The organism is Thalassolituus hydrocarboniclasticus, from assembly GCF_025345565.1.
In the GTDB taxonomy this organism is placed as follows: domain Bacteria; phylum Pseudomonadota; class Gammaproteobacteria; order Pseudomonadales; family Oceanobacteraceae; genus Venatoribacter; species Venatoribacter hydrocarboniclasticus.
Window position 1 is genome coordinate 59,058 of the sequence record NZ_CP054475.1, and the last position, 12,673, is coordinate 71,730.

The window sequence follows — 12,673 nt, forward strand, 5'->3', positions numbered from 1 at the left end:
CAACTTTTGCTGAGCAGTTAGTTAATCTTCTCACCGGATAGCTGACCCCCATCTATTTATGGAATACCGATGCAAGCAATCATTAAACTTTTGCGGCCTCATCAATATATAAAAAATGGCTTTGTTCTGGTTGGACCTTTATTCGCCCACCAGTGGGATATTCCGACACTCAGCAGCGCATTATTGGCGTTTGTCGCCTTCTGTTTTATGGCCAGTGCCGTGTACGTGCTCAATGATCTGATGGATATCGAGGCTGACCGTGCGCACCCGGTTAAACGCAGCCGGCCATTACCAAGCGGAAAAGTGTCGCCTGCAATGGCTAAGGGCCTGTTTGTATTACTGGTTGCCAGTTCTCTGGTAACGGCTGCCTTCGTCAGTTTGGAAGCACAGTGTTTCACCGCGATTTATCTGCTGCTTAATGTGCTCTATTCATGGCGCCTGAAGCACGTTGTTATTCTCGATGTTTTCATTATTTCTGCGGGTTTTATGTTGCGGATTCTGGCCGGTACTCTGGGTCTTGGGATTACTCCTTCAGCCTGGCTATTGCTCTGCGGCTTGATGGTCACGCTGTTTCTCGGTTTTGCCAAGCGCCGCGCAGAGTTACTGATGCTGGAGAACAGTGGCGCCGATGGTAATCAGACCCGCCGGGTGCTGGATGACTACAGTCCGGCGATGCTGGAGCAGTTTATCGCGGTGACGGCTGCCTGCACGGTACTGTCCTACGGACTTTATACGGTGTCTCCGCAGACAACGGCACTGCATGGCAGTGACAGTCTGATCTGGACTCTGCCTTTTGTTATTTATGGCATTTTCCGTTATCTGTTCCTGCTGCATCATCAGGCCAAAGGAACGGACACGGCAAAAGATCTGCTGACGGACGGACATTTGCTCCTGACCGTGTTTTCCTGGATTGGCGTTACTTTGTGGGTGTTGTCGTGACCGCGGGTTACTTTGCCGGATGGCGTTTCCGCGCATTAATTATCTCAGTGGTTGTGGCTGTTGGTGGCTATCTTGTTATCTCACTGTATTCGGGATGGCAGGATGTTGTGGAGGCTTTCTGGAAAATCGGCCTTCCCGGAACCCTGATCGCGCTGGCACTGTCCCTGTTGAATTACGGCCTGCGTTTTATCCGCTGGCAAATGTATCTTGAATCCATGGGGCATAAGGTTGCCTGGCGCCCCAGTCTGCGTATTTATCTCAGTGGCTTTGCTTTAACCACCACTCCTGGCAAGGCCGGAGAAGCTTTTCGTGGCGTTTTGCTCAAGCAGCGCGGAGTGCCGCTGCCTGCAACGCTGGCAGCTTTTGTCAGTGAGCGGTTGTCTGATCTTATTGCCATTGTGCTGCTGACTTTGCTGGGACTGAGTCAGTACCCCCAGGCTCAGAATCTTGTGCTGATTGGCATTGTCGCAATTCTCGCCATGCTTGTGGCCCTGTCCAGCCGTCGTTTTCATTCTCTGTTGCTGAAGCGCAGCGAAACCTATAGCGGACGCTTTGAGGGTGCATTCAGGGCCGGTGTCGCTTTGCTTAAAGATGCGCACAACTGTCATTCGCCATGGCTGTTATGTATTGCAACCCTGTTGAGTGTTGTAGCCTGGGGAGGCGAAGCTCTGGCCTTTTACTGGGTATTGCAATGGTTAGGCAGTGATATATCGCTGTCGTTTGCCGTCTTTATTTATGCATTGTCGGTTCTTGCCGGTGCCATCAGTTTTCTGCCTGGCGGTTTGGGGAGCGCGGAAGCCGTGATGATTTCCTTACTGGTACTTAAGGGTATGACGATGCCGGTAGCGATTGCTGCGACGGTGTTTATTCGTCTGGCAACATTATGGTTTGCCGTATTTATCGGTCTTGTTGCCCTGATCCGCAGTCGTCATGGCGAAGCTCTCCCGGATGAGAATAACGGGGAAGTGTTATGACCGGGCAATCATGGAACCGTATCCCCAGTATCCAGCCACAACAGCGACTCTGGTTGTCTTCTCGATCTGAGCTTGCGGCGGTTCTGAGTGATCAGTCTGGTGCTGCACTTGCCTACGGTAATGGTCGCAGTTATGGCGATGTTTGCCTGACGGAGGGCTCGCAGCTGATGTGCAGGGGGCTGGATCGTTTTATCCGGTTTGACAGGCAAAATGGTGTCTTATGTTGCGAAGCCGGGGTGACTCTGGCCGAGGTTCTGGCGCTTACCGCACCGCAGGGATGGTTTTTACCCAGTACCCCCGGTACCCGTTACGCAACAGTCGGTGGTGCACTGGCTAACGATGTACATGGCAAAAACCACCATGTAGAAGGTAGCTTCGGCCACCATGTCAGGGCTTTTGAGCTTGTTCGCTCGGATGGCAGCAGACTGGAGTGCCGCCCTGATCAAAACGAAGCCTTCTTTGCTGCTACGATCGGAGGTCTGGGCCTTACCGGTCTGATCAGCTGGGTTGAATTACAGCTGATGCCTATCCGTAATGAATGGATGTGGGCGGAATCGGTCCGCTTCCGTAATCTGGACGAGTTCTGGGAGCTTAATGCGGCTGCCGAAGCTAATAGTCCTTATGCGGTCGCCTGGATTGATTGCCTGTCGAAGGGTAATAGTCAGGGACGTGGGATTCTTTTAACCGCCGATCACGCCGGAATGCGTACGGATCTCCCTGTCTTTCGTGAGAAAACCAAAAGAGTGCCTTTCGATCCACCACTTTCTCTCGTTAACCGCCTGAGTCTTACCGCTTTTAATGCTTTGTATTACCGCCAGCCAACCAAGCCTCAGGGCGGGCTGATGCATTATGTGCCTTATTTTTATCCGCTTGATGCAATTGGTGACTGGAACCGGATATATGGCCGGCGTGGTTTTTATCAGTATCAGTGCGTTATTCCGCCAGAGGCTTCTGCGACTGCAATCGCGGAGTTACTGAATGCAATTGCACGCAGCGGGCAAGGATCATTTCTGGCGGTGCTGAAAACCTTTGGCGACCGGCCGGCAGCAGGCATGCTGTCCTTTCCGCGTCCGGGAGCAACACTAGCACTGGACTTCCCCGATAAAGGTGAGCGGACATTGCGTCTGTTTACCGAACTGGATGCCATTGTGACCTCTGCTGGTGGTGCTTTATATCCGGCAAAGGATGCGCGTATGCCTGCGTCATTGTTCCGCTCGGGATTTCCGCAATGGGAGCGGTTTTCAGAATATATCGATCCGGCTTTTTCATCTCATTTCTGGCAACGGGTTACGTTATGAACCGACTAAAACGCGTCCTGATTCTTGGGGCAACTTCGGCAATTGCCGAACAGACAGCACGGCAATTAACTGCTCAGGGAGCTTCTCTCTATTGCATTGGCCGTAACGAACAGAAACTGCAGGCGATACTGGCCGATCTTCAGGTTCGCTGTGGCGGTGATCAGAAGGTTGCAGGTATCAGCTCTGATCTGACAGACAGCAGTGGACATGAAAACCTAATCGCTGAAGCTGAGCGGGAGTTAGGAGGGCTGGATGCTGTACTTATTGCTCATGGCAGCTTGCCGGATCAGGCGGCGTGCGAGCAATCAGTCGCTCTTACGCTGCAGGAAATTGAGTTAAACGCTCTGAGTGTTATCAGCCTGCTTACCATTTTGGCAAATCGTTTCGAAAAGCAGCAGCAGGGTGTTCTGGCGGTAATCAGCTCGGTTGCCGGTGACCGGGGACGACAGAGTAATTATGTTTATGGTGCGGCGAAAGGCATGGTGACTCTGTTTATGCAGGGTTTGCGTAATCGCCTGTCTAAAAGCGGTGTCAGTGTGGTGACCATCAAACCAGGTTTTGTTGATACCCCGATGACGGCCGGCTTTGATAAAGGCGGCCCGCTCTGGGCTAAGCCGGAAACCATCGCCAGAGGGATTATTAAAAGTATGCAGAAGGGCAAGGATGAAGTTTATCTGCCCTGGTTCTGGGCTGGCATTATGCTCATCATTCGTAGCATTCCCGAACGTATTTTTAAACGGCTTTCCCTGTAATGAATAACACGCCAGTTGCGTTTTTTGACTTTGACGGGACCCTGACCCGTCGTGACACAATGCTGCCTTTCCTGCGTCAGTACGTGGGTAACTGGCGGTTTTTCTCTGATTTGTTGCTGCTCAGTCCGGTATTACTGGGTTATGTGGCGAAACTTATTCCGAATGATGTGGCGAAGCAGAAGGTTCTTAGACGCTATCTTGCTGAGCATCGTCAGGATGCTTTATATGCCGAGGGTTGTTCCTTTGCCAGGACGGGTATTCCGGCACTGCTGCGTCCGGAAGGAATGGAAAAGCTTGCATGGCATCAGGGGCAGGGACATGAATGCGTATTGGTCAGTGCATCGCTGGATATTTACCTGCGCGCGTGGACTGATTCTCAGGGAATGGGGCTTCTTTGCTCGAAACTGGCAGTAGATGCTGAGGGGTGCGTATCAGGCCGACTGGATGGAAATAACTGTTATGGGCCGGAAAAAGTAGTCCAGGTTAAAAACTGGCTGAATGGACGTACGCCGGAGCGTATTTATGCATACGGTGATACCAGTGGTGATTTGCCTTTACTGAACTTCGCTGATGAAGGTTGGTTATGGCGTGGCAAGGCGTTTATTCGCATTAAGTAGAATTCGCGGAGAAAAAAGGAAGATGAAAGCATTGGCAAAATTGCTGCCGCACCAGCATGACAAGACGCTTTTTTATTGGGCAATGCTGGCGTCTTTTATCATTGTCGCATTGCGGATTTTTGTCGCCGATTATCAGATTGATTGGGATGAGGAGCTGTATTTCCAGATTGCCAAAGGCTGGTCTGATGGTCTGGTTCCGTACCGGGATATTTTCGATCATAAGCCTCCGCTGCTATACGTTTATTATTCTCTGTTTTCCGGCTTTGGCAGCTCATTTGCTTTGCTGCGTATTCTGCAGGCGCTGCTGCTGCTTTATGCCCTGATGTACACTTGGAATCATTTTCGCGAACGTCTGAGTATCCTGTTTGTACCGGTTATGCTTGCTCTTTTTTCTGCCAAGGGACTGACCGGAACGAATTCAGAACTCATTTATATCCCCTTCATCCTGTTTGCATTTGTTTTCCTGTTACGTGGCCAATGGCTGGCTGCTTCTCTGGCTGCTGCGCTGGTTGTGGGAGTCAAATATACAGCTGCACTGGACATTCTCGGTGTTGCAGTCACCGTCTGGTTGATGCAGAAACGCTGGCAGCCGGTGCTGCTGTTTGCCGTTGTGTCTGCTTCCGTTTTTCTGCTTGTACATGCATTGCTGTACATGTACTTCAATGGTTATGGTGTTGATGTCCTGTACGAGACGATTCTGCGTAACCTGCAGCACTCGGGGGGGGAGCGGAATCTGCTGAAAGTACCGTCTAAATTCTGGACGCTGTTAGTCGTGCTTATCCTGCTCTGTGGGGTGCGCATGAAAGAAGGTAGGCCGGATATTGATGTTCGTTTTACCGCCGGCTTGTTGATATGGGCAGTGTTGTCTTTTGTGCAGTCGCAGATAACCGGGCGGGGGTATTACCATTACTTCATACCGATCTTTATTCCGCTATGTCTGCTGACTTTCAGTTTTATACATGACTTGTCTGTAACCAAGACGCGTGTCATCGGATACAGCGTCTGCATCGGGGTTATGTTGTATGCCTTATCGCTTGGCAATATGTATTATCAGAAGCACCAGTCTGATTCGTCCAGACTTTCAGCTGCCTGTGAGCTGGACACTTTTCACTACGATGGCAAAAGCCTGTTCGTATATCGCTTATGTGACGTTCAGCCGCTGAAGTACATGTTTCCGCAGTTCTATAAATCGGAGCATTTTGAAAAGGTCTCCGGTTCCGGAGGATTACAGTGGTTGAATACGGTCGAGCGTCCCGTTGTATCTGATGATGGTAAAACCGTGCAGATTTTCCCTGATGGTCTGCGGTTTGCTGAGCACTATAAGGAACAGATTGCAGCAGAAACCCTGACATCAGGTAGATAGATAACAAGGGGCTGCTTTGTGTCATTGGGCAGACTGCCACCCGCTGGTATGATGCGGCATTACTTTCTGAATTCATTGTCAGGCCCGGCCTGACCCGCGTTAAGGAATGTCATGTCTGCCGTAACCACGCTCCGCATTGCTACCCGTAAAAGCCCGCTTGCCATGTGGCAGGCCGAACATATCAAGGCCCGTCTGGAAGCGCTGCATCCGGGGCTGGTGGTTGAGCTGGTGACCTTTACCACTCAGGGCGACAAAATCCTCGATGTGCCGCTGGCCAAAATCGGCGGCAAGGGCCTGTTCGTGAAAGAACTCGAAGTTGCGATGCTCGACGGCCGTGCCGATATCGCTGTGCACTCGATGAAAGACGTGCCGATGGAATTTCCCGAAGGTCTGGAGCTGGGCATTATCTGCGAGCGCGAAAACCCGCACGATGCCTTTGTTTCTAACCACTACAAAACCATCGATGAACTGCCGCAGGGCGCGGTGGTCGGTACGTCCAGCCTGCGCCGTCAGTGTCAGATTCAGCAGCAGCGTCCGGATCTGATTATCAAAAGCCTGCGCGGTAACGTGCAGACCCGTCTGAGCAAGCTCGATGCCGGTGAGTTCGATGCCATCATCCTCGCCGCCGCGGGTCTGCTGCGTATGGAAATGCACGACCGCATTGCCTCCTTTATTCCTGCCGAACAATCGCTGCCAGCTGGTGGCCAGGGTGCCCTGGGCATCGAATGGCGGGCCAATGACAGCGCCATCCATGAGCTGTTAAAACCTCTGCACGATGATAAAACCGCCGCCTGTGTGCTGGCCGAGCGCGCCCTTAATCGTCGCCTGCAGGGTGGCTGTCAGGTGCCGATTGCCGCTTACGCCGAGCTGGATGGAAATGCGCTCAGCCTGCGCGGACTGGTCGGCAGTGTGGATGGCAAAACCATGCTGCGTACGGCGCAGAGCGGACTGGCCGCAGATGCCGAAGCCATGGGAATTGCGGCGGCTGAAGACCTGTTAGCTCAGGGCGCCGGTGCTATCCTGTCCGCCGTTTACGGCCATGACGTGAAGTAATGACCGTGGCCGCTGCTGTCCCCATCGTTGTTACCCGCCCGGACGGTCAGGCGGGTGGGCTGATCGCTGAGCTGAGTGCCCGCGGTTTTCCGGTACGCCACCATCCGCTGATTAACATAGTGCCGCTGGCCGACGACGAACAGGCGGTGGCCAGTGGTTTGCGCCAGCGTATTCTGGATATTGACCACTACACCGCGGTGATCGCCATCAGTATGAATGCCGCTGCTATTGGTCTGGATTGGCTCGACCGTTATTGGCCGCAGCCGCCACTGGGTATACATTGGTGTGCGGTTGGGCCAAGTACCGCCGAAGTACTGCAGCGGGAAGGTTTCAGTGTGCATTCACCCGTGACAACCTACGACAGCGAAGGCCTGCTGGAGCTGCCGGTGATGCAGAGCGATGTGATTGCTGGCCGTAAAGTGTTGCTCTGGCGTGGTGTCGGCGGGCGCGAAAAACTGGCGTCAGAGCTGACTGCCCGTGGTGCCGAAGTCGATTACGCGGAGCTGTATGAGCGCCGTGAAATCGCCTGGAGCGCACAGCAATGGGCCGACACGCTGGCCGGTGAGCCGGTGCTGCTGCTGAGCAGCAATCAGGCGCTGGATATTGTTGAGCAACAGGTGCCCGATCTGGCTCAGCGCGTCAGTGCCATTATGTTGCCCGGTGAACGTCTTGCCGATCTGGCCCGCAGCCGCGGTTACCGCGAAGTGCTGGTGGCTGCCAGTGCCCGTGATGAAGATATGCTGGCTTGCCTGCAGCAGTGGCAAGTGTCAGCGCAGTAATTAAAAGGGCGTCAGGGCAACCGTCCGGCAGACAATAAAAACATTAACCATTGATACAGCAAAGGATTCCGACAGTGACCACAGAACAGAAGGGAACGGATAATCAGTCTGCCGCAGACGCCCCGGTTGCCAAGCCAGTAAAGGCCAGAGCCGCGAAGGAAAAGGCTCCTGCCAGCAGCGCGCAGCGCAATGGTCCGCACCCTCTGTCATGGATCAATCTGGTACTGATGCTGGGTCTGTTTGCCCTTGCCGCCTATGCCGGCTGGCTGAGCTGGGCGCAGCAGCAGAATACTGCCGCAGAGCTGGCAGTACTGCGTGACCGGGTGGATCAGGCGCAGAACAACGCGGCAGCTCTGAGCGCCAAAGAAGCCGAACTGCTGGCGCAGGCCAAAGCCCTGAATGAACAGTCGGCACAGCTGCAGGAACAGGTTGCACATAATACCGACCGTCTGGGTAAGCTGCCGGGCGCTGAGCGTCAGGACTGGCTGCTGGCGGAAGCCGAATATCTGCTGCGTATGGCCAATCAGCGCTTACAGCTTGAGCGTGACTGGGATGGTGCGCTGAGCATGTTGCAGGCGGCCGACAATGTCCTGACCGAAACCCGTAATCCACGTCTTAGCCCGGTACGCGCCACGCTGGCAAAAGAAATGCTGGCGCTGCGTACGGCACCGGCCATCGACCTGACCGGCGCCGTACTGCGGGTGCAGGCGCTGCAGGAACAGATTACTCAGCTGCCGTGGATTCCTGACCGCCTGATTGCCGATCAGCCTGTTGCAGAAACGGCCTCTGCAGCCGATGAATCTGCCAACACTACAGACAGCGCGACTGACAAATGGTGGCAGGGAATCACCAGCACGCTGCAGGGCGTTATCCGTATCCGTGAACGCAGTGCACCGGTAGCGGCGCCACTGACGCCGGATCAGCAGTATTACCTGCAGCAGAATATGCACCTGATGCTGGAGCAGGCGCAGGTAGCACTTCTGCGTCAGCAGGCTGACCTGTACCAGCACAGCCTTAAGCGTGTTGCCGGTTGGCTGCAGGATTACCTGATTATCGATGATGAACGTACCCGTGCCGCTCATGCTGCGCTGAAGGAGTTGCAGCAGTGGAACGTTGCCCCGGCGTTGCCGGATATCAGCCGCTCGCTGCAGCAACTGCAGAGCCTGGTTGAACAGCAGCGCCGTGGTACGGTAATGCCTGCAGCGGAGGATGCGGCATGAGGGTATGGCTGCTGTTGCTGATTATTACACTGGGGCTGGGCCTGATGATCGGCACCCTGGTAAGAATGGACACCGGCTATGTCTTGCTCAGCTGGAATAATTACACGCTGGAAACCAATATCTGGGTTTATATTGGCCTGACGCTGCTGGCCATGATCGCGATGTACGCCCTGCTGCGCTTCAGCCTGTTGTTGCTGGGCAGCGACTGGCGTTTTAACGAATGGCGCCGCCAGCGCCGTAACCAGCGTGCCCGCCGGCAGACCACTCGCGGCCTGCTGAGTCTGGCGCAGGGTCAGTGGCGCCGTGCAGAACGCTTGCTGACCCTGAGCGCCGACGATTCAGATACGCCGTTAATCAACTATCTGGCCGCTGCCCGCGCGGCTTACGAGCAGGGCAAAATGGAAGCCGCCGATGAATGGCTGAAAGCCGCCAGTCAGAGCACCAAAGGCGCCGAGCTGGCCGTTGGCCTGACCCAGGCTGAGCTGCTGAATTCGCGCGGCCAGAAAGAACAGGCGCTGGCGGTGCTGTTACGCCTGCGTCAGAAACATCCGAAACATGCTTATCTGCTGAAACTGCTGGTCAAAACCTATCTCGACCTGCAGGACTGGGTGGCGCTGCATGAGCTGCTGCCGCTGCTGCGCAAAGCCACCAAAATTCCGGCCGACAAGATCAAAGAGTTGGAAGAGAACGTTCATCTGCAATTGCTGGAACGGGCGGTGCGCGGCCATAGCCAGCGTCCGGGGCAGGGCGTGGCGGAGCTGAAGCGCCTGTATCACGATATCCCCCGCCAGCTGCGTTATTCGCTGCCGATCACCCGTCGCTATATTGAGCTGCTGATCGAACAGAACGAAGAAACGCTGGCCGAGCATGAGCTGCGCAATGCACTGAAATACGTCTGGCACGATGAGCTGATCAGCCTGTACGGCACGCTGAAAGGCGAAGACGCCAGCCGCCAGCTGTTGTTTGCTGAGCAGCAGTTGCAGGAGCGGCCGAACGATCCGCAATTGCTGCTGATTCTGGGTCGTCTGGCATTGCGCCTTAATGACCTCGACAAGGCACAGGAATACCTGCAGACCGGTCTGCGTATTAAAGGCCTGCCGGAGTTGCATGCGGAAATGGGTAAGGTGTTGCTGGCCGAAGGGAATGAGTCCCGCGCCTGTGAGCACTTTCAGCTGGCGCTGCGTTAACACAGGTCGGAGAGGTTTCTGCTGTAGGAACCGTTTTGTGCAGGAACGGTTTTGTGCAGGAACGGTTTTTTGTAGGAGTGACTTTCAGTCACGATCACAGCCATCGCGGTAAAATCCCGCTCCCACAACAGACCGTCGCTCTTGCAGTCTCGCGGGCAGTGCCCGCCCTACATGCGGCGCTGATTGTATAAGTGCCGTCATATCGGGGGGCATCAGTCCGGTAGGAGCGGGCCATGCCCGCGATCAACAGGAATATCGCCCGTTATTCCAGCGCCAGGGCGCGGCCTGCTGCACGACGCTCGGCATGCCACTCGCTCAGGCTTTGCGCAACTTCATTGCCCGGCAGATGAGCCAGAATCTCAAAGAAATCCTCATGCAGATGGCTCTGCAGAATCTCGTTGCGCGGACGGCTGCGAACCACATAGACGCTCTGTACGTTCTGATGATCAAAGGCACGCCATTCCTGTTCGTCTTTCAGGCTGCTGTAGCGATGGCCTTCCAGCGCCTTGATCAGCTTGCCGGTGTTCACTGAGCCTGCACGTTCGGCGGCATCCTTAAACTGATAAACGATGTTGTATGCGGATGCCGCAGAGCTGGACGGATAAGCGCCGTATTTTTTCACAAAAGCCTCAACAAAGGCTTTGCCGCGAGGGAAGTCGTAGCGGTAAGGCACCTGCCAGCACCAGGGCACCGCACCGATAACGCCTTCCATAATGCCGGAGCCGGCGGACTTGGCCATACCCAGAGTCAGGTTGGGTACGATGATGGTCATTTTGTCTTTCAGTCCCATCTGCTGTGCTGCATGCAGCGCCAGCGCCATATCATCACCAAACTGCACCAGCATCAGCACATCGGCGCCAGAGTCGCGCGCCGCTTCCAGTGCGGTACGCATATCGCTGTCGCGCGGACGCGGATAAGTAACGCGTACGCCCGGATGAGCACTGGTGTCGGTGGTTTTGGTAAAGGTGCGCAGTGATTCTTCGGTCGACCAGCCCCAGCTGTAATCAGCCGTCAGATAAAACAGTTTCTTGCCCTGCAGGCTGTCATTCAGATAAGACGCCAGCGCCTTGGCCGCCATGTGCGCATTATAAGTTTCGCGGAACATGTGTTTATGCCCTTCGGCACCGGTGGTTTCGTTGGCATAAGTCAGGGTACCGAAATACAGAAGATCGTGTTTGGCGGCTTGCTTACCGGCGGCGATGGCTACCGCGCTGGATGAACCGCCAAACAGCATGGCGACGTTCTGGGCGGCGAGGGCATCGACGTTTTCGACGGCTTTATCGGGTTTGGAAGCAGAGTTGGCGGTCAGCAGCTCGACCGGACGCCCCAGAATACCTTTACCGGCATTGATCTCTTCGATGGCCAGCAGGGCCCCGCGTGCCTGAGCCAGCCCCTGTTCTTTGTAGCGTCCGCTGGAAGGATAGTTGAGACCAAGTTTGATGCTTTCCCCGGCGGGGGCGGCCTGAATAGCCTGCGGCATGGCAAATGGCAGTGCCAGCAGCAGGCAGATGGTGGTGCGGATGAATGCAGCGGGCATAGGGCTCTCTCCTGAAAGTCAGCCCGCTATCATCCTCCCGCATGGCACAAATGACTTTTATCTATTCGTCGGATAGACAAAGGTCGGTGGCAAATTGTGCCACTCGGGCCAGTTTTCAGATCAGGCGACGTCTTTATGCCAATGCACGTCCATCTGCGGGAACGGAATCTCAATGCCTTCGGCGTCAAAACGCAGCTTGATGCTTTCGGTCAGCTGGAAGCGCACATCCCAGTAGTCCTCGGCTTTTACCCAGGGGCGCACGATAAAGTTCACCGAAGAGTCGGCCAGCTCGGAGACGGCGATTTTATAAGCCGGATCTTTCAGCACTTTGTCGTGGTCTTTGACCAGTTCTTCCAGAATGCTTTTCGCTTTCAGCAGGTCGGAGCCATAGCTGATACCGATCACCATATCGATACGGCGTGTCGCTTCTTCGGAGTAGTTCACCATGGTGTTGCCGAACACATTGCCGTTTGGCACGGTGACGACTTTGTTATCCGGAGTTTTCAGGCGGGTGCTGAAAATGGTGATTTTATCCACCGAGCCAGCCACACCACCTACTTCAACATAATCACCCAGCTTGAACGGCCGGAACACGATCAGCATGACGCCGGCCGCAAAGTGCGACAGCGAATCTTTCAGCGCCAGACCAACGGCCAGACCGGCGGCACCGAGCAGGGCAACCAGCGAGGTGGTGTCGAGCCCGAGTTGTGACAGGGCAAAGACAATAACCAGCAGCACCAGTGTGCTGTTCATCACCGTGGCCAGAAAGCTGACCAGAATCGGATCGAGGCGGGCGCGCTCAAGCCCTTTGGTCGTGGCGCGGGTAACAAAACCGGCCAGCATGCGGCCGATAATAAAAATCAGCAGCGCCAGTACGATCTGCGTACCCCAGGGCAGAATATAGGTTTCCCACAATTGCTGCGGATTAACGGTGAAGGTCCAGTTCATAGAAGC

General features: G+C 54.9%; 12 protein-coding genes. 10 read left to right on the forward strand and 2 right to left on the reverse strand.

Features of this window, described 5'->3' with window-relative positions; genetic code table 11:
- The first annotated feature begins 69 nt into the window (after positions 1 to 69).
- From HUF19_RS00270 to HUF19_RS00315, 10 genes are all read left to right on the forward strand, one after another.
- On the forward strand, positions 70 to 939 hold the full coding sequence (locus HUF19_RS00270; protein WP_260997976.1) for a decaprenyl-phosphate phosphoribosyltransferase: 870 nt from the start codon (positions 70 to 72) through the stop codon (positions 937 to 939).
- Positions 924 to 1,913 carry a lysylphosphatidylglycerol synthase transmembrane domain-containing protein gene (locus tag HUF19_RS00275; protein WP_260997977.1) on the forward strand — a complete coding sequence of 330 codons (990 nt, stop codon included), beginning with the start codon at positions 924 to 926 and terminating at the stop codon, positions 1,911 to 1,913. Before HUF19_RS00270 ends, HUF19_RS00275 begins: the two co-directional genes overlap by 16 nt.
- On the forward strand, positions 1,910 to 3,211 hold the full coding sequence (locus HUF19_RS00280) for an FAD-binding oxidoreductase (protein ID WP_260997978.1): 1,302 nt from the start codon (positions 1,910 to 1,912) through the stop codon (positions 3,209 to 3,211). The genes HUF19_RS00275 and HUF19_RS00280 overlap by 4 nt, the downstream gene beginning before the upstream one ends.
- Complete coding sequence (locus tag HUF19_RS00285; protein WP_260997979.1) at positions 3,208 to 3,963, forward strand: SDR family oxidoreductase; 756 nt, start codon at positions 3,208 to 3,210, stop codon at positions 3,961 to 3,963. Before HUF19_RS00280 ends, HUF19_RS00285 begins: the two co-directional genes overlap by 4 nt.
- Positions 3,963 to 4,580 carry an HAD-IB family hydrolase gene (locus HUF19_RS00290; RefSeq protein WP_260997980.1) on the forward strand — a complete coding sequence of 206 codons (618 nt, stop codon included), beginning with the start codon at positions 3,963 to 3,965 and terminating at the stop codon, positions 4,578 to 4,580. The genes HUF19_RS00285 and HUF19_RS00290 overlap by 1 nt, the downstream gene beginning before the upstream one ends.
- Positions 4,581 to 4,602: 22 nt before the next feature.
- Positions 4,603 to 5,943, forward strand: coding sequence for a hypothetical protein (locus HUF19_RS00295; RefSeq protein WP_260997981.1), 1,341 nt, complete (start codon positions 4,603 to 4,605; stop codon positions 5,941 to 5,943).
- Positions 5,944 to 6,054: 111 nt separating this feature from the next.
- Entirely contained in the window at positions 6,055 to 6,996 is a 942-nt protein-coding gene (gene hemC / locus HUF19_RS00300; protein ID WP_260997982.1) for a hydroxymethylbilane synthase, read from the forward strand.
- Between the two features lie 5 nt (positions 6,997 to 7,001).
- The gene (locus tag HUF19_RS00305; RefSeq protein ID WP_260997983.1) at positions 7,002 to 7,775 is read left to right on the forward strand and encodes a uroporphyrinogen-III synthase; all 774 of its coding nucleotides are present in this window, start codon (positions 7,002 to 7,004) and stop codon (positions 7,773 to 7,775) included.
- Between the two features lie 74 nt (positions 7,776 to 7,849).
- Positions 7,850 to 8,995, forward strand: coding sequence for a uroporphyrinogen-III C-methyltransferase (locus HUF19_RS00310; protein WP_260997984.1), 1,146 nt, complete (start codon positions 7,850 to 7,852; stop codon positions 8,993 to 8,995).
- Positions 8,992 to 10,182, forward strand: coding sequence for a heme biosynthesis HemY N-terminal domain-containing protein (locus HUF19_RS00315; RefSeq protein WP_260997985.1), 1,191 nt, complete (start codon positions 8,992 to 8,994; stop codon positions 10,180 to 10,182). Before HUF19_RS00310 ends, HUF19_RS00315 begins: the two co-directional genes overlap by 4 nt.
- Positions 10,183 to 10,444: 262 nt before the next feature.
- Here the strand turns inward: HUF19_RS00315 and HUF19_RS00320 are convergent, their stop codons facing one another.
- Both HUF19_RS00320 and HUF19_RS00325 read right to left on the reverse strand, forming a co-directional pair.
- Positions 10,445 to 11,719, reverse strand: a complete 1,275-nt coding sequence (locus HUF19_RS00320) for a substrate-binding protein (protein ID WP_260997986.1) — start codon at positions 11,717 to 11,719, stop codon at positions 10,445 to 10,447.
- A 120-nt stretch (positions 11,720 to 11,839) separates the two neighbouring features.
- The gene (locus HUF19_RS00325; protein WP_260997987.1) at positions 11,840 to 12,667 is read right to left on the reverse strand and encodes a mechanosensitive ion channel family protein; all 828 of its coding nucleotides are present in this window, start codon (positions 12,665 to 12,667) and stop codon (positions 11,840 to 11,842) included.
- Positions 12,668 to 12,673: the final 6 nt, after the last annotated feature.

Excerpts from the sequence above, each read along its gene's own strand:
- HUF19_RS00315 (WP_260997985.1), top strand. The coding sequence starts at position 8,992 with ATGAGGGTATGGCTGCTGTTGCTGATTATTACACTGGGGCTGGGCCTG.
- HUF19_RS00320 (WP_260997986.1), bottom strand. The coding sequence starts at position 11,719 with ATGCCCGCTGCATTCATCCGCACCACCATCTGCCTGCTGCTGGCACTG.
- hemC (WP_260997982.1), top strand. The coding sequence starts at position 6,055 with ATGTCTGCCGTAACCACGCTCCGCATTGCTACCCGTAAAAGCCCGCTT.
- HUF19_RS00325 (WP_260997987.1), bottom strand. The coding sequence starts at position 12,667 with ATGAACTGGACCTTCACCGTTAATCCGCAGCAATTGTGGGAAACCTAT.
- HUF19_RS00290 (WP_260997980.1), top strand. The coding sequence starts at position 3,963 with ATGAATAACACGCCAGTTGCGTTTTTTGACTTTGACGGGACCCTGACC.
- HUF19_RS00285 (WP_260997979.1), top strand. The coding sequence starts at position 3,208 with ATGAACCGACTAAAACGCGTCCTGATTCTTGGGGCAACTTCGGCAATT.
- HUF19_RS00295 (WP_260997981.1), top strand. The coding sequence starts at position 4,603 with ATGAAAGCATTGGCAAAATTGCTGCCGCACCAGCATGACAAGACGCTT.
- HUF19_RS00270 (WP_260997976.1), top strand. The coding sequence starts at position 70 with ATGCAAGCAATCATTAAACTTTTGCGGCCTCATCAATATATAAAAAAT.
- HUF19_RS00280 (WP_260997978.1), top strand. The coding sequence starts at position 1,910 with ATGACCGGGCAATCATGGAACCGTATCCCCAGTATCCAGCCACAACAG.